At 40.5% G+C, this 21,592-nt stretch carries 16 protein-coding genes and 1 pseudogene; 11 read left to right on the forward strand and 6 right to left on the reverse strand.

All coding sequences use genetic code 11. The features are described 5' to 3' along the window. Positions 1 to 63: 63 nt before the first annotated feature. On the forward strand, positions 64 to 1,905 hold the full coding sequence (locus ACKPCE_RS01720) for a fimbrillin family protein (protein ID WP_319503972.1): 1,842 nt from the start codon (positions 64 to 66) through the stop codon (positions 1,903 to 1,905). 163 nt (positions 1,906 to 2,068) lie between these two features. Beyond that, positions 2,069 to 3,525 (forward strand): annotated as a pseudogene (locus tag ACKPCE_RS01725) (IS1182 family transposase). Between the two features lie 209 nt (positions 3,526 to 3,734). Here the strand turns inward: ACKPCE_RS01725 and lpxB are convergent. Both lpxB and surE read right to left on the reverse strand, forming a co-directional pair. Beyond that, positions 3,735 to 4,874, reverse strand: coding sequence for a lipid-A-disaccharide synthase (gene lpxB, locus ACKPCE_RS01730; RefSeq protein ID WP_319503973.1), 1,140 nt, complete (start codon positions 4,872 to 4,874; stop codon positions 3,735 to 3,737). Between the two features lie 26 nt (positions 4,875 to 4,900). Further along, positions 4,901 to 5,674: a 5'/3'-nucleotidase SurE gene (surE, locus tag ACKPCE_RS01735; protein ID WP_276964398.1), complete on the reverse strand. Its 774-nt coding sequence runs from the start codon at positions 5,672 to 5,674 to the stop codon at positions 4,901 to 4,903. Between the two features lie 356 nt (positions 5,675 to 6,030). Here surE and ACKPCE_RS01740 point away from each other — a divergent pair, with 356 nt between their 5' ends. The 5 genes from ACKPCE_RS01740 to ACKPCE_RS01760 all read left to right on the forward strand — a co-directional run bounded on the left by ACKPCE_RS01740 (position 6,031) and on the right by ACKPCE_RS01760 (position 12,217). Continuing rightward, positions 6,031 to 6,801: a ParA family protein gene (locus tag ACKPCE_RS01740; RefSeq protein ID WP_276964400.1), complete on the forward strand. Its 771-nt coding sequence runs from the start codon at positions 6,031 to 6,033 to the stop codon at positions 6,799 to 6,801. 1 nt (position 6,802) lies between these two features. Continuing rightward, positions 6,803 to 7,690: a ParB/RepB/Spo0J family partition protein gene (locus tag ACKPCE_RS01745; protein WP_024995880.1), complete on the forward strand. Its 888-nt coding sequence runs from the start codon at positions 6,803 to 6,805 to the stop codon at positions 7,688 to 7,690. Further along, a complete protein-coding gene (locus ACKPCE_RS01750; protein WP_319503974.1) occupies positions 7,691 to 8,458 on the forward strand; it encodes a DUF5683 domain-containing protein in 768 nt (255 codons plus the stop codon). It abuts the gene before it with no gap. Between the two features lie 26 nt (positions 8,459 to 8,484). After that, the gene (locus ACKPCE_RS01755; RefSeq protein ID WP_319505898.1) at positions 8,485 to 9,792 is read left to right on the forward strand and encodes a lytic transglycosylase domain-containing protein; all 1,308 of its coding nucleotides are present in this window, start codon (positions 8,485 to 8,487) and stop codon (positions 9,790 to 9,792) included. Positions 9,793 to 9,976: 184 nt separating this feature from the next. Then, positions 9,977 to 12,217, forward strand: coding sequence for a RelA/SpoT family protein (locus ACKPCE_RS01760; RefSeq protein WP_319505899.1), 2,241 nt, complete (start codon positions 9,977 to 9,979; stop codon positions 12,215 to 12,217). A 15-nt stretch (positions 12,218 to 12,232) separates the two neighbouring features. Here the strand turns inward: ACKPCE_RS01760 and ACKPCE_RS01765 are convergent, their stop codons facing one another. Both ACKPCE_RS01765 and ACKPCE_RS01770 read right to left on the reverse strand, forming a co-directional pair. Then, positions 12,233 to 12,577, reverse strand: coding sequence for a MerR family transcriptional regulator (locus ACKPCE_RS01765; protein ID WP_024995877.1), 345 nt, complete (start codon positions 12,575 to 12,577; stop codon positions 12,233 to 12,235). Positions 12,578 to 12,602: 25 nt separating this feature from the next. Then, complete coding sequence (locus tag ACKPCE_RS01770; protein ID WP_319503975.1) at positions 12,603 to 13,571, reverse strand: M23 family metallopeptidase; 969 nt, start codon at positions 13,569 to 13,571, stop codon at positions 12,603 to 12,605. Between the two features lie 158 nt (positions 13,572 to 13,729). On the opposite strand from ACKPCE_RS01770, the gene alaS reads away from it, so the two are divergent. After that, complete coding sequence (gene alaS / locus ACKPCE_RS01775; protein WP_319503976.1) at positions 13,730 to 16,348, forward strand: alanine--tRNA ligase; 2,619 nt, start codon at positions 13,730 to 13,732, stop codon at positions 16,346 to 16,348. A 125-nt stretch (positions 16,349 to 16,473) separates the two neighbouring features. Here alaS and ACKPCE_RS01780 read toward each other — a convergent pair whose 3' ends face one another. Next, positions 16,474 to 17,892: an ATP-dependent DNA helicase gene (locus ACKPCE_RS01780; protein ID WP_319503977.1), complete on the reverse strand. Its 1,419-nt coding sequence runs from the start codon at positions 17,890 to 17,892 to the stop codon at positions 16,474 to 16,476. Between the two features lie 96 nt (positions 17,893 to 17,988). Between ACKPCE_RS01780 and ACKPCE_RS01785 the strand changes: the two genes are divergently transcribed. Genes ACKPCE_RS01785 through rsmD form a run of 3 tightly spaced genes read left to right on the forward strand, consistent with a single transcriptional unit; the run spans position 17,989 to position 20,035 of the window. Next, positions 17,989 to 18,675, forward strand: coding sequence for a hypothetical protein (locus ACKPCE_RS01785; RefSeq protein WP_319503978.1), 687 nt, complete (start codon positions 17,989 to 17,991; stop codon positions 18,673 to 18,675). Between the two features lie 14 nt (positions 18,676 to 18,689). Beyond that, positions 18,690 to 19,484, forward strand: a complete 795-nt coding sequence (locus tag ACKPCE_RS01790) for a DUF3822 family protein (protein ID WP_319503979.1) — start codon at positions 18,690 to 18,692, stop codon at positions 19,482 to 19,484. Then, positions 19,472 to 20,035, forward strand: coding sequence for a 16S rRNA (guanine(966)-N(2))-methyltransferase RsmD (gene rsmD, locus ACKPCE_RS01795; RefSeq protein WP_319503980.1), 564 nt, complete (start codon positions 19,472 to 19,474; stop codon positions 20,033 to 20,035). Before ACKPCE_RS01790 ends, rsmD begins: the two co-directional genes overlap by 13 nt. Here rsmD and cls read toward each other — a convergent pair. Beyond that, on the reverse strand, positions 20,003 to 21,442 hold the full coding sequence (gene cls, locus ACKPCE_RS01800) for a cardiolipin synthase (protein ID WP_319505900.1): 1,440 nt from the start codon (positions 21,440 to 21,442) through the stop codon (positions 20,003 to 20,005). The genes rsmD and cls overlap by 33 nt on opposite strands. Positions 21,443 to 21,592: the final 150 nt, after the last annotated feature.

Here is a 21,592-nt window from a genome sequence, read left to right on the forward strand (position 1 = left end):
TATATAAAAATATAAATTATCTTTGTCGACGAATATAAAATTAATAACTATTTAATTAATACTATGAAGAAAACAGGACTTGTCCTTATGGGGGCATTTACATGCTCCCTCTTTTCTTGTGTGAACGAAATTAGTGATGACAACTACAAAGGTGACAAAGTCCCCATTATAATCACAACAAATATCACTAATACACAAACCAGAGTAAAAGATAACAGTTTTGAGACTAATGATTCAATTGGACTTTTCGTATTAACTCAACCCAACAAACTCTCAGAAGAAAGATGTGTCAACAATGCTTGTTTTACTTATTCGCTTAATTCTGTATTTATATCCGAAAAAGATTTATTTTATCCTGATGGCAATTACAAATGTGATTTTATAAGTTATTATCCTTATCAAAAGTCTGGGATTAAGGCTGGACAAACAGAACTAATTGTATCAATCAATAAAAATCAAACAAGTATAAAAAGTTTCGCATCTTCAGATTTCTTAGTTGCACGACAGAATGGAATTTTGGCAAGTAAAGAACCCGTTAGCCTTAGTTACAAACATCGTTTTTGTAAAATCAAGCTTAAATTAAAAATGAATGGAATAAAGATAGATTCACTCCTAGTTACACATCCCATTGTCTACTTAAATAAAATCAAGACAAAATGTACATACAATTTGCAAACTGATAGTCTATACTCAGCATCGTCACCTCAAAAAATCACTCCTTACGGAGAATGGATTATTTCTGGAGAATATCTTATAGGAAAAGAAATGATTATTATACCACAAACTATACTTAGTGGCACTAATAGTGTCAGTGTCAAATTAGGTTCAAACATCTTTAGTGGTTCAATTCCAGACACAAAACTTATATCTGGAAAGTCAGAAGAACTGATTATTACATGTAACAAATCAAATAATACATTGGCTGCTAGCTTTAATCATTCTATTGATTCATGGGAAGACAATAGCAGCATACAAGTGCCAACAAATGAAATCACTAATTTGATTGATCTTTCTGCTCTTTCCTTTGAAGAATCCTCCATTTATAAGATCTATGTTAACGGATTACAAATAGGAGAATTGTGTAAAGAATATCTCTTATCAGACAACATTAATGCTCAAGCAATAGTATATTATCCAGTTTCTGATAATGTAGTAAATCTAGCTAAAGGAACAGCACTTAGAATTATAAATAGAACAGAAGAAATACACGGGGGAAGTGTACAATGGAATTTGTTGAGTAATACACTAAATTACACAGCAGGAAATCTTGCTGATTCAGATGAATTTTATATTGATGTAAACAACCAATTATCAACATATGGTGCATCAAATTATCCCAATATAGAAATAAAGGCAGATATATTGACCGACATTCGCGAAGATGAAAGTATTACTTACCCAATTATAAAGATCGGAACGCAGTATTGGCAAAGAGGAAATATGAAGGCCACTTATTACATTAGCGGTGAACCCATTACTCTTAAAACAGACTTTTCCACCGAAAGTGCTGGCTATGGAAAACCGACTACAAGCTATTGTTTTTACAATCAGAAAGCCGTTACAAGCGGGAAAATAGCACCAGTTGGATGGTCTATTCCGACATCTCAAGATTGGCAAAATCTTATTACATATATTCAGAATGATGCATCCGTACTTAAAGGCGGTACATCATGGATTGAATCTGAATATCCAGTAAGCAATTTAACCGGTTTCTATGCTGTGGGTGCAGGCTACTTTGATGTTACTTATACTTCTAGAAAAGAACAAATTAGATATTGGATGGCAGGAAACACACAGACCAGCATTGCCGATAAGGTTGTTTGCCTACAATACTCTTCAAATAAAATAACGGAAGAATTTCATAAAACTACAAATGGCCTCTCGCTACGAGTTATAAGGAAATAGTCTCTACATTAAAATAAAAGAAGAAAGAGCCTTCGCTGAATGGAAGGCACTGAAAAAGTCCCTCCTAGGGGCAATGCTCTAAAATTAATCGACACATATCAAGTTGAATACTTTGATATGTGCCGATTTTTTTAGTAATTTTATAGGTATAAATCATACCGATATGTTACCGAACCAGCACACAATTCAGTTCAGTGGTTATACAGAACTTTACGATTTAATAATTCCTCAGGACAATCTTCTGCGGCGGATAAATGATTTGATAGATTTTTCATTTATCCGGAAAGAACTTATGGACAAGTACTGCCCTGACAATGGGCGGACGGCTGAAAGTCCTATAATGATGTTCAAGTACCTTCTGCTCAAGACAATCTATGATATATCCGATGTTGATGTTGTGGAGCGGTCACGTTATGACATGTCGTTCAAATACTTTCTGGGAATGACACCGGAGAATACCGATTTGATCAATCCCAGTTCATTATGCAAGTTCCGCAAACTTCGTCTTAAGGATAAAGAACTTCTGGATCTTCTTATCGGCAAGACCGTAACTATAGGGATAGAAAAAGGCATAATCAAATCGCGGACAATAATAGTGGATGCCACACATACCACTTCTCGCAGCAATCCATATTCCCCTATAGAAATACTGCGTCTGCGTTCAAAACAGCTTCGCAAAAGCCTTTACGACTCGGATGAGTCCATCAAAGACTCGTTGCCGTCTAAAAATACCGACGATAACTTGGAACATGAACTTGATTACACCAAAGGATTGCTCGAAGTTGTCAGCTCAACCCCAGCTCTGGTCGAAGTACCAAAAATCAAGGAGCGCCTTAATATGCTCAAAGAGGTCTTGTCTGAGATTGAAGACCATTACATCACATCGAAGGATGAGGATGCACGAATGGGAGATAAAAGCAAAGACGATTCATTCTTCGGCTACAAGCCCCATATCGCCATGAGCGACGAACGCATAATAACAGCAGCCACAGTAACTTCGGGAGAAAAAGGTGACGGACCGCAACTTCAGGAACTGGTGGAACAGAGCCGGAGCAATGGCATGACGGTGGATACTGTGGTTGGCGACACAGCATATTCCGGCAAGGATAACATAATTCTTTCCAACGATGAGGAAACGGATTTGAATTGATAGCTAGACTGAACCCCACAATCAGCAATGGCGCACGTAAAGACGAGGACAAATTCGATTATAATAAAGATGCCGGAATGTTCGTATGTCCTGCAGGGCACATGGCTGAAAGAAAAGCCCGTCAAGGCAAGAAGGGGCAAGGGACGAATCAAACAATGGTATACTTTTTTGATATTCAGAAATGTAAGACTTGCTCAAGACGAAACGGCTGCTACAAAGAAGGATCCAAATGCAAGACCTATTCGGTTCAGATTAAATCTGAACAGCATCAGCAACAAGCCAATTTTGAAAAGACCGATGAGTTCAGGGAGAAAACCCGAATGAGGTACAAGATAGAAGCAAAGAATACTGAATTGAAGAATGTGTTTGGTTACGACCGGGCTTTATCCTATGGCATAGAATGTATGCGCATGCGAGGTGCTATGGTGATTTTTGTTGCCAATATCAAAAGAATCCTCAAATTGAGCTAAAAGAGATACTTAATCAGTTTAAATGAAATAATCCGAAGACGAATAAAGCCAAATATGACTTGCTGAAGCCTGTAATCTGTGTAAAATACAAGTTCGCCAAATCAAACTCAATGGACTTGGCGAACTCTAATTTTTAAGGCATATGCTCGGTGACTCTGAAAAGTTGCGACTTTTTCAGAGCCCTCGCTGAATGCTAGGCTCTTTTTTATTCATCCTTTCCGACTAAGCAACTCAATCATAATACGGGCGGCATGATTGGGTGCTCCGGCACCACCTAACTGATCATTCACCTCTTGATAACCGGCTAGCATATTCTGCCTGTAAGTTTCATCGCTGGTTATGGCTTTCAACTCGGCTTTCATATTGTCAACGGTCATGGTATCTGCTACCAGTTCACGCACAATTTCTTTATCTGCAATGAGATTGACCAAAGAGATAAAGCGTACCTTGAGCAAATGTTTCTTTAAAAAAGCGATGAACTTGGCCAACGGGGTGTGATAACACACCACTTGCGGGGTATCGAATAAAGCGGTCTCCAAAGTAGCAGTGCCCGAGGTGACCAAAGCGGCTTTGGCATGAAACAACAAAGGAAAGGTTTGCCCGGAAACAAGTTTCACGGGGGTTCCACCAATGAATTGCTCGTAATGGGAGGTATGGATACCGGGTGCTCCAGCCAGCACTAACTGATAATCGGCAAATGCCAAAGCGGCAGAAATCATATCGGGCAGGTTGTCTTTTATTTCTTGCTTACGACTACCGGCCAAAAGGGCGATTATGGGTTTGTTTTCGAGATTATTGCGCTTGCAGAATTCTTCCTGCGTTTCGCTGTAATGAGATTTGAAAGAGGTAACCTCGTCTAAGGTAGGGTTACCAACGTAATGAATGTGATAGTTGTGCTTGCGAAAGAACTCTACCTCAAACGGAAGAATTGAAAACAGTTTGTTCACATCCCGCTTTATATTTTTAATCCGATACTCTTTCCATGCCCATATTTTAGGAGAAATATAGTAATAAACAGGTATGTCTGAGTGTTTATGGATATGCTTGGCTATATTCAGATTGAACCCCGGATAATCAACCAGAATAAGAACATCGGGACTCCACTGCATGATGTCTTTCTTGCACAGTTTCATGTTCGACAAGATGGTAGGCAAATGGAGTAAAACAGGAACAAAACCCATGTAGGCGAGTTCTTTATAATGTTTAACGATCTCTCCCCCCTCACCTTTCATTAAATCGCCTCCCCAAAAACGAAACTCTGCACGGGCATCTTGTTCTTTCAGTGCACGCATTAAATGAGATGCGTGCAGATCTCCGGATGCTTCTCCTGCTATTACGTAATATTTCATAATCTGCAATTTGTTTTATTGAACGATTATTCTGCAGCAAGCGTTGCCTTCAACTGATTGATGTAATGGTATGCAGTCACATCAACTGTTGTAGGCGTAACCGCCACATAGCCGTTTCTAAGGGCCCAATTATCGCTATTCACATTGTCGGAATCTACAATGGTAAATTCACCTGTAAGCCAAAAATATTTCTTCCCGTTTTCTCTGGGACATGTTTCCCACTCTTTCTGCCAAAATCCTTTGGCTTGCTCGCACACTTTGATTCCTTTATAAGATGGCAAGTCGGGGAAGTTAACATTCAAACAAACCAGCTCTGGCAAACCGTCTTTCAACACAGCCGAAACAATTTGCTGAACATAACGGTGGGCAGGAGAGAAATCGGCATCCGCCTGATGGTTACACAAAGAAAAGCCGATTGACGGAATGCCATTGAGACAACCTTCTATCACCACTCCCATAGTGCCCGAGTAATGAACACTTGTAGCTGAATTATCTCCGTGATTAATTCCTCCAATCACTAAATCAGGATTTCTCTCAAGAATTGCATTTCTGGCTAATTTGATGCAATCGGCAGGTGTGCCCGAACATTTATAAACGGTGAGGCCAACCTCTTTCCGAACCAGTTGATAATGAATTGGAGTGGTCACTGTCAGCGCGCAACCACTACCGGATCTGGGAGCATCGGGAGCAACAACCACAATTTCACCCAAGGGGCGAAGAAACTTAATAAGTTCACTGATACCTTTTGCCGTAAAGCCATCGTCGTTAGAAACCAGAATAAGGGGTCTTTTATTTTCCATTCAAAAATCTTTCTTAATATTGATACCACAAAAATAGCAAAAAACATAGGAATAATGAAACTCTGGCTCATAACTACTTACCGATAACTACAATTAAGGTTTAGTAACCCATATCTATAATAATAAGGGTATAAGCCGTTTATAAATCTTAATGTTCTGCAAGTGAGTAAAAAAAAGACTGTTAATTCAACTAAAATATTTATATTTGCGTGCTTAATGAGTACTAAAGAAAAATGTGAGTAACAGAAGTTATTAACAGAAACAACGTTTTATCAACAGTTTGAGAAAAGTTTCATTTTTTTAGTAGGCTCTCTGAGTTTTTATGATTTATTTCGCTGCCATAAATTAAAAGGCATATGGGAAAAATAATTGCTTTGGCTAACCAAAAAGGTGGTGTTGGAAAAACGACCACTACGATAAATCTTGCAGCATCGCTCGCCACACTTGAGAAGAAAGTTTTGGTTGTTGATGCCGATCCGCAGGCTAATGCCTCTTCCGGATTGGGAGTTGACATCAAACAATCTGAGCACACGATCTATGAGTGTATAATTGACCGGATTGATGTAAGAAAGGCCATTCATGATACTGAGATCGAATCATTAAAAGTGATATCTTCGCATATAAATCTGGTTGGAGCTGAGATTGAAATGTTGAATCTTAAAAACAGAGAGAAAATATTGAAGGAGGTACTAGAACCTTTAAAGAGTCAGTATGACTATATATTGATTGATTGCTCTCCTTCATTGGGATTAATTACAATCAATGCACTCACAGCGGCCGATTCGGTAATTATTCCGGTACAGGCAGAGTATTTTGCATTGGAAGGAATCAGCAAACTCCTTAATACAATTAAAATTATAAAGTCAAAACTGAATCCGACTTTAGAAATTGAAGGATTTCTATTGACCATGTATGACTCGAGGTTACGACAGGCTAACCAAATATATGATGAGGTGAAGAAACACTTTCAGGAACTTGTCTTTAAAACGGTTATTCAACGTAACGTAAAATTAAGCGAAGCACCCAGTTATGGTTTGCCCACTATTTTGTATGATGCAGAATCAACCGGAGCAAAGAACCATTTGTCATTAGCAAAAGAACTTATAAGCAAAAACAAAAATAAATAGTATGGTACAAAGAAGAAATGCGCTAGGAAGAGGACTCGATGCCTTACTATCTATGGATGAGGTGCAAACCGAAGGTTCTTCTTCTATCAATGAAATTGAATTATCGAAAATATCCGTAAATCCCAATCAGCCGCGTCGTGAATTCGACGAAACAGCATTAAGTGAACTGGCCGACTCTATCTCAGAAATAGGAATTATTCAGCCTATCACTCTACGTAAGATCAACGAAGACGAATATCAGATAATTGCCGGAGAAAGACGTTATCGCGCTTCTTTGAAAGCAGGACTCAAATCAATACCTGCTTACATCCGTACCGCTGATGATGAGAATGTCATGGAAATGGCATTGATAGAAAACATTCAACGTGAAGATCTTAACTCTGTTGAAATAGCATTGGCTTATCAACATTTGATTGAGCAATATGACTTAACACAAGAACGCCTTAGCGAAAGAGTAGGTAAAAAACGTACTACTATAGCCAACTACCTGCGTTTGTTAAAACTGCCCGCACCTATACAAATGGCTCTTCAAAACAAACAGATAGATATGGGACATGCACGCGCTCTGATCACATTGACTGATCCTAAACTACAGATTAAAGTGTTTGAGGAGATTATTCAGCATGCTTATTCTGTTCGTAAGGTTGAGGAAATCGTTAAGTCGTTAAGTGAAGGAGAGACCATTACAAGTGGGAATAAAAAAATAGTGCCTAAAAGAAAGAAACTGCCGGAAGAGTTCAACTTGCTAAAAAAACATCTTTCTGGTTTCTTTAATACGAAGGTTCAATTAACCTGCTCCGAAAAGGGTAAAGGCAAAATAAGCATTCCTTTTAATAACGAAGAAGAACTAGAACGTATTATGGGAAAGCTTGATTCATTAAAGAAGTAAATGATAATTAAAAATCAAAAATATTACTGGAAAATTATATGGCTGCTTGTTTGCTTAACGCACACCGGGGTAGGTTGCGTATATGCACAGGAAGCTGCTGCTCGAAGAAAACGATTATCAATCAACGAAGTATCGGAAACAAATATTCGTAGAAATGATTCGATAGCCATTTCGGATAGCTTGGCACTAGCAAACCAGCGCAATATTAAGAAGTTGTCTTCACCGGTGTTACTGGCAGACAGCCTGAAAAATGACAGTGTTAATTTTGTGAAGAACAAAAAACAATGGATACCCAATTCGGGCAAAGCAACCTGGTTGGCTGTTATTTTTCCGGGAGGAGGACAGATATACAACAAGAAATATTGGAAACTCCCCATTATATACGGAGGCTTTGCCGGATGTGCCTATGCGTTGAGCTGGAATAATAAGATGTATAAGGATTATTCACAGGCGTATATGGATTTAATGGATGGCAATGAAAATACAAACAGTTATTTGAATTTACTGCCTCCCAATGCTAACTATACCGATAGTCAGCTACAATCTGTACTAAAGAAAAGGAAAGATATGTATAGGCGTTATCGGGATATGAGCATCTTTGCATTTATTGGCGTGTATCTTGTGTCAATCATTGATGCCTATGTTGATGCAGAATTATCAAGCTTCGACATCACACCGGATTTAAGCATGAAGGTAGAACCAACTATAATTAACAACCGGACTCAAGCGGGCAAATCAGTCGGATTGCAATGTAGTTTCCGTTTCTAAAAAAAGTAAATATGAAGAATAAAAACATGATAAGCGAACTTCTCAAAACAGTTAATGGGGGTGTATACAGAATTCTGTTTCTGGTTATTACGGTAATCTTAGCAGAAAATTTAAATGCCCAAAGCGTTGACGTTGTGGTTCGTGACAACGGAGTAGAGAGACAGGAAAGTATTGATTTACCCAAAAGTATGACCTACCCGATAGACAGTCTGCTGAATGATTGGAAAGCTAAAACGTATCTTCAATTGGGTAAGGATTGCAATACCTCCGAAGAGAATCCGTACTTCAGTGATTCCATATACGTAGACCGGCTTTCAAGGATTCCCAGTGTGATGGAAATGCCTTACAATGACGTCGTAAGGAAGTTCATTGACATGTATGCTTCACGTTTGCGCGAACAAGTATCCTTCATGCTCAGCGCTTCAAATTTTTATATTCCTATCTTTGAAGAAGCTTTAGATGCATATAACATGCCTTTGGAACTCAAATATCTACCCGTTATCGAATCGGCTTTAAACCCGTCGGCAGTATCACGTGCAGGTGCTTCGGGATTATGGCAATTCATGATAGGCACCGGTAAAATATACGGTTTAGAGGTTAACAGCCTCGTTGATGAAAGAAGGGATCCTATCAAAGCAACGTGGGCAGCAGCCAGATACTTAAAAGACTTGTATGAGATATACCAAGATTGGAATTTAGTGATTGCAGCCTATAATTGCGGACCGGGAAATATCAATAAGGCTATACGTCGCTCAGGGGGCAAGAATGATTATTGGAGCATTTATAATTTGTTGCCGAAAGAGACCAGAGGCTATGTTCCTGCTTTCATTGCCGCTAATTATTTAATGACGTATTATTGCGATCATAATATCTGCCCCATGGAGACAGATATTCCTGCTAATACAGATACCGTGAAGGTAACGAAAGCATTGCACTTTGAGCAGATAGCCGATATCTGCGGCATCAGCATGGAGCAGATTAAAAGCTTAAATCCACAATACAGAAAGAATATTATTCCCGGCAACATAAAGCCGTATACCCTCAGATTGCCCTACAATCAGGTCAGCACGTTCATTGATAGCCAGGACACTATTTACAAACATCGTGCTGAAGAACTTTTCAGCGACAGAAAGATCGTCGAGGTGAAAAACGAACCTGCTACTGTACGTAAATCAACTCCCCGAGGTACAGCTACGTATCATAAAATAAGAAGTGGAGAGACTTTATCTACTATTGCTGAGAGATACAATGTGCGTATCAGTGATCTCAGGAAATGGAATAACATTCGAAATAATAGGATTACTGCAGGAAAGCGTTTGAAAATATATAAATAAGAGGCAGTCGGATCGTATTTTTGAAAAAAAAGTTTTATATTTCCGCATATTAGATTGAAAGTAGAATCAACCTAATATGCGGAAATATTGTTGTATTTACAATATGATAAGAAAAGGGTGCACAGTGCTTGTATGCTCTTGATTTTTGATTATTTTTGCAAACCAACGAACAAAAAAGTGCATGATGGAGAATGTGATATATAACGAGATGTCTGATGAAGAGATGATTGACCAATCATTTCAGGAACTTCTGAATGACTATTTGGCGACTAAGCATCGTAAGCGTGTTGAGATAATTACCAAAGCATTCAACTTTGCTAATCAGGCGCATAAAGGAGTAAAACGCCAATCAGGAGAACCCTACATTATGCACCCGTTAGCTGTTGCAAAGATTGTATGCAATGAAATTGGCTTAGGTTCCACATCAATATGTTCTGCACTGCTGCATGATGTGGTTGAAGATACCGATTACACGGTTGAAGATATTGAAAATATATTCGGTCCCAAGATTGCTCATATTGTTGACGGGCTGACAAAAATATCAGGCGGCATTTTTGGTGATAAAGCATCGGCTCAAGCCGAGAACTTCAAGAAACTGCTTCTCACCATGTCTGACGATATACGGGTGATTCTTATTAAAATAGCCGACCGCTTGCACAATATGAGAACACTCGGTTCCTTACTACCCAATAAGCAATATAAAATAGCCGGAGAAACACTATACATCTATGCCCCTTTGGCTAATAGGCTGGGCTTGAACAAAATAAAGACTGAGCTCGAAAACTTGAGTTTCAAATACGAACACCCCGAAGAGTACCAGGAGATTGAAGAAAAGCTGGTAGCCAGTGCTGCTGAACGTGAAGAAGCCTTCCGCTCTTTCACCGCTCCTATCAGAGTACAACTTGATAAAATGGGGCTTAAATATAGAATTATAGCACGCGTCAAGTCCATTTACTCCATCTGGAACAAGATGCAAACCAAGCACGTTCCTTTTGAAGAGATATTTGATTTACTCGCTGTGCGTATTATTTTTGATCCTCGAAATGAGGAAGAAGAATTGAACGACTGTTTCGACATATATGTATCCATATCCAAGATATACAAACCGCATCCTGACAGATTGCGCGATTGGGTAAGCCACCCCAAAGCCAATGGCTATCAGGCCCTTCATGTTACGTTGATGGGAAACAACGGCCAATGGATTGAAGTGCAGATACGTAGCGAAAGAATGAATGATGTAGCCGAGCAGGGATTTGCCGCACATTGGAAATACAAAGAAGGAGGAGGCAGCGAAGATGAAGGAGAACTTGAAAAATGGTTGCGTACCATTAAAGAAATACTAGACGACCCCCAACCGGATGCCATCGATTTTCTTGATACCATTAAGCTGAATCTTTTTGCTTCTGAGATATTTGTATTCACCCCTAAAGGTGAAATAAAAACCATGCCTCAAAATTCAACAGCTCTTGATTTTGCTTTTTCGTTGCACACAGATTTAGGAAGTCATTGCATTGGTGCCAAAGTAAACCACAAACTGGTTCCCCTTAGCCATAAATTAGAGAGTGGTGACCAGGTTGAAATTCTGACTTCCAAATCTCAACGCGTACAACCTTCATGGGAAGTGTTTGCTACAACAGCCAAAGCAAGAGCTAAAATTGCAGCTATACTGAAGAAAGAACAAAAGAGCTTTCAAAAGGAGGGCGAACGTATCTTACATGACTTCTTGCTCGAAGAGGAGCTTCAGGCGGATGAGTCAAATATAGAAAAACTCTGTAAGCTTCATAATATAAAGACTGCTGATGATCTGTACATGGCTATTGGCAGTAAGAATGTTATATTAGGAGACACGGATAGAAATGAACTAAAAGAGAAAGCCAGTAACTGGAAAAAATATCTGACATTCTCTTTTGGCACCAACAAAGAGAACAAAGACCGTCCCGAGGAGAAAGCTAGTCAAGAGAAGATTAATCCTAAACAGATACTCAAACTCACAGATGATAGTATTCAAAAGAACTATGCAATAGCCGATTGTTGTCAGCCAATACCGGGTGATGATGTGTTGGGCTACATGGATGAGAATGAAAAAATTACCATTCACAAAAGACAATGTCCGGTTGCTGTTAAACTAAAAAGTAGCTTTGGTAATCGTATCATCGCTACCACGTGGGATACCCACAAAGCACTATCCTTTCTTGTTTATATCTACATTAAAGGAATTGACAGTGTAGGTTTGCTCAACGAAATCACTCAGGTTATTTCACGTGAATTGAATGTGAATATCCGCAAACTAAACATTGAAACGAACGATGGCATTTTTGAAGGAAAGATTCAATTGTACGTTCACGATGTTGACGATGTGAAAAAGATATGCGATAACCTTCGCAAGATCAATCAGATTAAAGCAGTTACCCGTGTCGAATCATAACCGGGTAACAGCTGTTTAAATCTCGTCGAGCTCCTTTTTCATGGCCAACAGCTCCTCCTTTATTGATTTTAAATGCTCCACAATCTCAAAATTGCGGATTGTATTTTCTTTATTGTCTTTCAACTTTTGTCGCGCTCCGGGTAAAGTCATTCCTTTTTCTTTCACCAAATGATAGATGAGCTTAATGGTCTCAATATCCTCCTTCCTATACTGCCGGGTGCCACCCGACGTTTTACGCGGTTTGATCTGAGGAAATTCCTTCTCCCAAAAACGTAGCAAAGACTCATTTACATCAAACATCTCTGCAACCTCGCTAATTGAATAATACAATTTCAATTCTTTATTCGTATTAAGAGCCATATTCATTAAAAGCTAACTAATTAATTTAATCAAATACTTTACCATGATTCGCTGCTATTTGAATCATTTTGTCATAATCTTCAGCACTTAAATCCATGAAGTAATAGTTGACCGGATTCACTCTTTGTCCTTTTACATGCACCTCATAGTGCAAATGCGGTCCCGTACTTCTTCCTGTACTACCCACACCCCCAATCACTTCACCTCTTACCACTTTCTTACGGAGCTTCGTCCTAAAATCTTTCAGGTGTGCATACACTGTTTTGTATCCGAAACCGTGATCAATAATAATTGTATTACCATAAGCGCCATCCCATCCCATTTTAACGACTATCCCATCGCCCGTTGCGTACACATCCGTTCCCTGATGAGCCGAGAAATCCATTCCCCCGTGAAACTTAGCACTACCATAAATCGGATCAATGCGCACCCCATATCCCGATGCCGTCTGCCGCAGTTTCTTATTAGCCACCGGTTGAATGGCAGGAATACATTTTAACATCTCATCATGATTCTTGCACATGGCAACCACATCATCAAAAGAGCGTGACTGCACATAAAGCTGTCTGCGCAGAAGGTCCATTTTCTTTGTTGTACTCACCACCAGTTCAGCATTCGCCATTTCCATTAGCTCTTCATAGCGATTGGTTCCACCGTAGCCAGCCTTTCTTATCACCTCGGAAATAGGATCAGCCTGAAAAATAACCCGGTAAAGATTATCATCACGTTGTTGAATGTCCTGCATGACCCCCAGCGCTTCATCCAATCTTTTTGAAAGCACATGATACTGCGCATTGAGCTGACTGTTTTCCATTCTAAGCTCCTTTTCAGACGGTGATCCAAAAATGATAAGTAAAAGAATAAAAGCACCCGCACCCAGTCCCATACCAATAAAAAGTCTGCGGGCTATACTCAAAGCTCGTTGACGAACGGTGGGATAAATGCGGTCATACGTCTGTGTCCGGGGGTTATAAATATAGTAAACTTTACGCATCAGGCAAAAATATTTCACGTAATAATAGGGCAAAAATAATAAAACGAGCTATCTTTGCACATCTTTTTTTAGAATATTAACCTCAAAGATTCCAAGTTGCATAGATCAATATATTTGAGGCGATTGATGAATCTGAATAATATAAGCGAATAAATAGTATGTTAACTGCAAAAGAGATTAGAGAATCATTCAAGAATTTTTTCGAATCGAAAGGACATCAAATTGTTTCTTCGGCTCCAATGGTGATTAAAGATGACCCTACGCTCATGTTTACGAATGCGGGGATGAACCAATTTAAAGATATTATTTTAGGTAATCATCCGGCAAAGTATAAGAGAGTGGCCGATTCACAGAAATGTCTTCGTGTAAGTGGTAAGCATAACGACTTGGAAGAAGTAGGCCATGATACCTACCATCACACCATGTTTGAGATGCTAGGTAACTGGTCATTTGGAGACTATTTCAAGAAAGATGCCATAGAGTGGGCCTGGGAATACTTGGTTGAAGTATTGAAGCTGGATCCTAATCGTTTGTATGCAACTGTATTCGAAGGCAATCCGCAGGAAAATCTGGAGCGCGACAATGAAGCCGCTGCTATCTGGGGACAATTTCTGCCGGCCGACAGAATTATCAACGGAAACAAGCACGATAACTTCTGGGAGATGGGTGATACCGGTCCTTGCGGTCCTTGTTCAGAAATTCATATCGACTTGCGTAGTGATGCCGAGCGTGAGGCAGTTAGCGGACTGACACTTGTTAACCAAAGCCATCCGCAGGTTATTGAAATATGGAACCTTGTTTTCATGCAATACAACCGCAAAGCCGACGGTAGTCTGGAAGGCCTCCCTGCCAAAGTGATAGACACCGGTATGGGCTTCGAACGCCTTTGCATGGCTCTGCAACAGAAAACATCAAACTATGATACCGATGTTTTCCAGCCCATTATTAAAGAAATAGCCCAAATGGCAGGAATCCAGTACGGAGCCGATGCGCAAAGCGACATTGCCATGCGCGTTATTGCCGACCACATCCGTACCATTTCATTCTCCATAACAGACGGACAGCTGCCCTCGAATGCCAAAGCCGGATACGTAATCCGCCGCATTCTGAGACGCGCGGTGCGTTACGGATATACCTTCCTCAATCAGAAGCAAGCCTTCATGTACAAGCTCTTACCCGTGCTTATCAGTAACATGGGCGATGCCTACCCCGAGTTGGTGTCACAAAAAGGACTGATTGAGAAAGTAATCAAAGAAGAAGAAGAATCCTTCCTTCGTACGTTGGAAACAGGTATTCGTTTGCTCGATAAAACGATGAGCGATGCCAAGGCCGCAGGTCAAAACGTGATCAATGGTAAAGACGTGTTTACCCTATATGACACGTTTGGATTTCCGCTTGACCTCACCGAGCTCATTCTGAGAGAAAATGGAATGACTCCGGATATTGAAGAGTTCCATGCCGAAATGCAGAAGCAAAAAGAGAGAGCCCGTAATGCAGCAGCCGTTGAAACGGGCGACTGGATTGTGCTCAAAGAAGGAACCACCACATTTGTTGGTTATGATTACACCGAGTACGAAGTTTCCATTCTGCGTTATCGTCAGGTAAAACAAAAAAGCCAAACCCTGTACCAGTTGGTGCTCGATTACACCCCATTCTATGCAGAGAGCGGAGGTCAGGTAGGAGATACGGGTGTGATAGTAAGTGAGTTCGAAACCCTTGAAATAATAGATACCAAGAAAGAAAACAACCTGCCGGTACACATGGCCAAGAAACTGCCCGAGCAACTAGATGCTCCCATGATGGCATGTGTTGATACCGATAAGCGTGCAGATTGTGCAGCCAACCACTCGGCAACCCACCTGCTCGATGAAGCATTGCGTGAAGTATTGGGCGAGCACGTAGAGCAAAAAGGCTCCTTGGTCACTCCGGATTCGTTGCGTTTTGACTTCTCACACTTCCAGAAAGTAACCGATAAAGAAATTCGCGAAGTAGAACACCTGGTAAATGCCAAGATACGTCAGAACATACCGTTAACTGAATACCGCAACATCCCCATAGCCGAAGCCAAAGAGCTGGGCGCCATTGCCCTTTTCGGTGAAAAATACGGTGATGAAGTGCGCGTCATTCAATTTGGCAAGTCCGTAGAGTTCTGCGGAGGCACACACGTGAAGGCAACCGGTCACATCGGCATGATGAAGATCGTATCAGAAAGCTCAGTAGCAGCAGGTGTACGCCGTATAGAGGCCTATACCGGTGCACGTGTGGAAGAGATGCTTGACACCATTCAAGATACACTGACCGATTTGAAAGCCCTTTTCAACAATGCGCCCGATCTGGCTAATGCCATCAGAAAGTACATTGACGAAAATGCCGGATTGAAGAAGCAAGTCGATGAGTTTATGAAAGAGAAAGAAGCTCAGATCAAGCAAACCCTTCTGAAGAACATCCAAGAGATTAACGGCATCAAAGTGATAAAAACCTGCATGCCCATACCAGCCGAAGCCATTAAGAATATAGCCTTCCAGCTGCGTGGTGAAATAACAGAGAACCTATTCTTTGTTGCAGGTACTGTTGACGCTCAGAAGCCCTTGCTTACCGTTATGCTCAGCGACAACCTGGTAGCCGGCGGACTCAATGCCGGTAAGCTGGTTAAAGATGCTGCTAAGCTTATTCAGGGCGGCGGCGGCGGACAAGCCCATTTCGCTACGGCGGGAGGCAAGAACGCTGACGGTTTGCATGCAGCTGTTGATAAAGTGATAGAGCTAGCCGGCATTTAATATATTTCGGTATTTGAATAGCCGAAGTTATTTAGGCTTGTGTAACATAGGGGACAAATTCATCATTTATGATTTTGTCCCCTATTCTTATTTATAATTGGCTTATAAGTCTTTTATTGCTATCTCTATTCAGTCTGTTCCTTTGGGTAATTTACCAGATACAACGTATGAGTAGCTCGTGTGAAAGCCGTATAAAGCCATTTGAAATATTCGGGCGTTAATTGCTCCTCATTCACATAGCCCTGATCTAGGAACACATTTTTCCATTGCCCACCTTGTGCTTTATGACAAGTAACCGCATACGCATATTTCACTTGCAAAGCATTGTAATGAGGATCCTGTTTCATTTTCTTCATCCTCTCACGCTTCATGCTAATCTCCGCATAATCTTCCAAAACTGCATAGAACAATCTATCATTGTCGGCCTTTGGTAAAGCAGGTGCGTCGGCATGTAGTGTGTCAAGCAAGACACTGGCTTCCATTTCAAAATCATCGCGGTCGGGTAAAGACAGAACCACATCGGCAAAGCGGAAACCATATAGTTCACGCGTTCGTCGAACCCTTCGAACACAAACAATTTCCCCATTTGCTATAAAGTCCATTTCTTTATACTTCTCCGTCCAGAAATAATTATTGCGGGCTACCATTAAATAATCGCCGGAGTTGAGTTCATCCTCTCTATATAATATGGTATTCCTAATTCCTTTATTATAAATGTTAGCCCTCTTGTTCGAACGGCAAATAACGATAGTTTCACCCATACCGTCGTTGCTATAACATGCGGTTATCTTGTCAATCAGCTCATCCCCGGGAACAGCCTGTATGTCTGCAAAGCCCGTTACTCTGATTTTAGGTAAAGACAAAGGACCTTCGTCGGTAATATACTGACGGAGTCGGGTAGCATTAAATAAGATTCCCGAGTTCATCTCCTGTCTGACCACTTGAGTCAAATCAGCCTCATTAACCTCCAGACCATACCCTTTCAGTACGTCAGAAATAAGGGCAGGAGCCTCATTCTCACCTATTGGAGGCAACTGCGCGGTGTCTCCCATTAACAATAAGCTGCATTGCACGCCTGAATAAACAAATTGAATCAAGTCATCGAGCAAACGCCCCGTGCCAAACATAGAGCCCGAAAGCCCTTCATTGGCTATCATAGAAGACTCATCGACAATAAACAACGTTTGTGTATTCAAATTATCGTTGACGACAAAGTTCGATACTTCATTTGAGAAAGATTGCTGACGATATATTTTTTTATGTATGGTATAGGCCGGATGTCCGGCATACCCTGAAAATACCTTTGCGGCTCTCCCGGTAGGAGCCAGCAAAACTACTTTTTGCTGCAAGGCAATCATCGCTTTTACCAAAGCTCCTATCAGTGATGTTTTACCTGTACCGGCAAACCCTCTGAGCACAAAAACGGTGTCCTTTTTACCCGATAATAAAAAAACGGATAATAATTCAACTGTTTTATTCTGCTCAAAAGTCAGTTCATAAGGGAAATTTTCCTTAATTTGTCTTTCTAAATAGTTATTTATCATTTCGTTATAAGAAAAAAGTCTCCTTAACTATGGCTAATTAGATTTATTTATTTTATTTTTGCGCTACGAATATAAACTAAAAAAAACATATTTATCATGAAAGCTGTAATTAATATCTTATTAGGCCTTTGCGTTTGCGCATTAGTATATATTTGCTATGCCAGCATCATGGGTCCTATTGAATTTGAGCAAGAACAAAAGTTTAGAGAAAAAAAGGTTATTGCGCGCCTTATGGATATCCGTAAAGCACAACAGGAGTATCGTATGCGCAATGAAGGCAAGTATACTGCCAGCTTTGATACTTTGATTGAGTTTGTTAAAACACAGAAAATTCCTTTCATCATGAAAGAAGGAGTTTTGAATGACAAGCAATTGGAAGAAGGGTTAAGCGAAAGAAAGGCTATGGCTATTGTTAACAAAGCCAGAAAAACCGGAAACTGGGCAGAAGCTAAGGCTGCCGGTCTGGAAAACTTCAAACGTGACACCATGTGGGTTGCTATCATGGATACCATCTTCCCAAAAGGTTTCGATGCTGATTCATTGAGATATGTACCTTTCGGTAATGGCGCTCAGTTTGAAATGGCCACAAAGAACAGTACCACAAAATCTGGAGCTCCTATCTACTTGTTAGAAGTTAAAACTCCGTATGATGTGTATTTGAATGGTCTTGACCAGCAAGAAGTTGCTAACATGAAAGACCTTCAAATTAAGTTGAATAAATATCCGGGTTTAATGGTCGGTTCACTTGAAACGCCAAATAACAACGCAGGAAACTGGGAATAAATAATCGTATTATCATGCCCGAAGGTGCAATTGAAAATATAGATTTCACTAATACAGAACAGTACACACTATCCATCCGTCTTAGTACGGATGGATTTTCTTTTTCTGTATATAATCCGCTTCAGGAAGGAGAATCTTTCTTATCAGAATGGTCTATTGAAACATCGCTTTCACTAACAGCCAATTTGAAAAGAGTCTTTCAGGAGTCGGAATTGCTGAAGCATGCCTATAAACGGGTTAACCTAATTATAACAAGTAAAAGATTCACGACCGTTCCGCTCGAACTTTTTGAAGACGAACAGGCTGAAGCCTTTTTCTATCACAACCACACTCCCAAAGAAAACGAAGTGGTTCTTTATAACGTACTGAAGAAAAACAATATTGTAATCATCTTCGGTATGGATAAAAGCGCACACCTGTTTCTGACAGAGCAGTTCCCCGAGGGTAAATTCTATTCGCAGACCTCTCCGATGACAGAATATTTTTCTGCCAAGAGTAAGTTGGGTAACAGCAAAAAGATGTATGCAACCGTTCGTCAGCAGAGTGTGGATATCTATTGCTTTGAACGAGGACAGCTCTTGCTTGCTAATTCTTTCGATTACAAGCAGTCCGAAGACCTTATTTATTATTTGTTGCACATTTGGCAACAGCTTAATTTCAGTCATGAAAGAGACGAACTCCATCTGACCGGAACTATCAGAGATAAAGAACGTTTTGCGCTTGAGCTCAGACGTTTCTTAACCCATGTCTTTATTATTCCCCAAAGTACATTCACAGACATTCAAACACTCATATCATGCGAGTTATAAGCGGCATTTACAAAAGAAGAAGATTTGACGTTCCACGTACATTCAAAGCAAGACCTACAACCGATTTTGCAAAAGAAAACCTGTTTAACGTATTAAGTAATTATATTGATTTCGAGGATGGTGTAACCGCACTCGATCTTTTTGCAGGTACCGGAAGTATCAGTTTGGAGCTTGTATCTAGAGGATGTGACAAAGTCATCTCGATCGAAAAAGAAAGTGCACATTATAGCTTTATTTGTAAGGTGATGCAGGAAGTCAAAACGGACAGATGCATACCCATTCGGGGAGACGTATTTAAGTTTGTGAGCAAAAGCAAAGAACAGTTCGACTTTATCTTTGCCGATCCTCCTTATGACTTACGTGAATTGGAAACCTTGCCGGATCTTATCTTTCAGAATAACCTGTTAAAGGAAGACGGCCTGTTTGTTTTAGAGCATGGAAAGACCAGCCATTTTGAAGACCATCCACATTTCATTGAAAAGAGAGTTTACGGAAGCGTGAATTTTTCCTTTTTCTCTTCAGAGCAACGGAGCGAGAAGTCGGACGACTGATTCGGCAGCCCGCTGTTTTAGCGGACGTTTGATCCAGTTTTTCAGAAACACCTGACTGCATTTGCGCTGGTCATTGAGGAAAACCTCCTTCATGGCCAATGCCGTTTGTGTGTCGTACACAAAAGCATTCACTTCAAAGTTGTGCTCAAAACTACGAAAATCGACATTGGTAGATCCTACCGTTGCAAGATAATCATCGGCAACCATTAATTTGGAATGTAGGAACCCTCTTCTGTAAAAATAAACCTTGACTCCCGCGCTCATCACATCTTTCAAATAAGAGAATGACCCCAGATGCGTAATTCGGTTATCGGCTTGAGCAGGTAACATTAAACGTACATCCACGCCCGACAATGCCGCTGTTTGCAAGGCAGCCAAAATGGGTTCTGTAGGCAAAAAATACGGAGTCTGTATATAAAAGTATTTCTGAGCTTGCGATATAGCCATCACAAGCCCTTGCATAATTTCTTTCCAGGGACCGATGGGGTCACTGGTTACAATCTGTGCCATGGAGTCTCCACAAGACTCGATACGTGGGAAATAACGTGAAGAAGTGATTAAGGTACTGTCTACAAAATACCAGTCGAGCAGAAAAGCTGTTTGCAAACCATGCACGGCCTTACCTTCTATCATGATGTGTGTATCACGCCATTCTCCCCAAGCAAATCCCCTCAGATACCGTTCAGCAAGATTCATTCCACCCACAAAACCTATTCGGCCGTCAATCACCACTATCTTTCTGTGATTCCTATAGTTTACTTTGCTTGTAAACAGAGGGAAACGAACTTTAAGAAAGGCCCGAACCTCAATGCCTGCATTCTTCATCTCTTCGAAAAAGCTCCCCGGCACATGCCAGCACCCCACATCATCATATACCACTCTCACCTCAACTCCCTCGCGTGCTTTATCAATGAGCACATCGCGAATTAAGCGGCCTACCGCATCATCTTCAATGATGTAATATTCCATGTGTATGTGGTGCTTAGCCCGATAGAGCTGCTGTATCAATGCCTGCAACTTAGCATAGCCTTCGGTAAATATCTCCATTCGATTGCCTTCAAAGGGAAGCGCCTGATTTGTCTCTTTGAAAAGTTCAATGAGTCGGGCATACGTTTGCGGATATGAAGAATTCTCTTGCGCCAGGTATTCGGCAATAGGCTTCTTCATTAAACGGTTATAAGTCTTTTTACTGATGATGCGTTCTCGGCGAGTGCTTCTGCCAAAGAAGAAATAAAAGACAAGTCCCACAAGAGGCAAGAACATCAGAATCAGTATCCAGGCCATTGTTTTCACAGGATTTCTATTATCCAGAATCACCACAGTGATGGTTCCGATAATTGCTCCGAAGTAGATCAGTTTAAAGATCACTCCGGCTATTTCTCCGGCAAATAAATTCAAGTCGGCCATGATGGAATACGTATGATTTATGTTCTTCAAACAAATATACAAAAAACAATACGAATAAAACAATAAGCAGTCATGATAAAAAAAGTTCCAACACAGTTTGCCCGTGTTGGAACTTAATAAACGCCCGTAGGCATTTATCTATTGAATTAA

The organism is Bacteroides graminisolvens, assembly GCF_963666085.1.
GTDB classification, from domain to species: Bacteria; Bacteroidota; Bacteroidia; order Bacteroidales; family Bacteroidaceae; genus Bacteroides; species Bacteroides graminisolvens.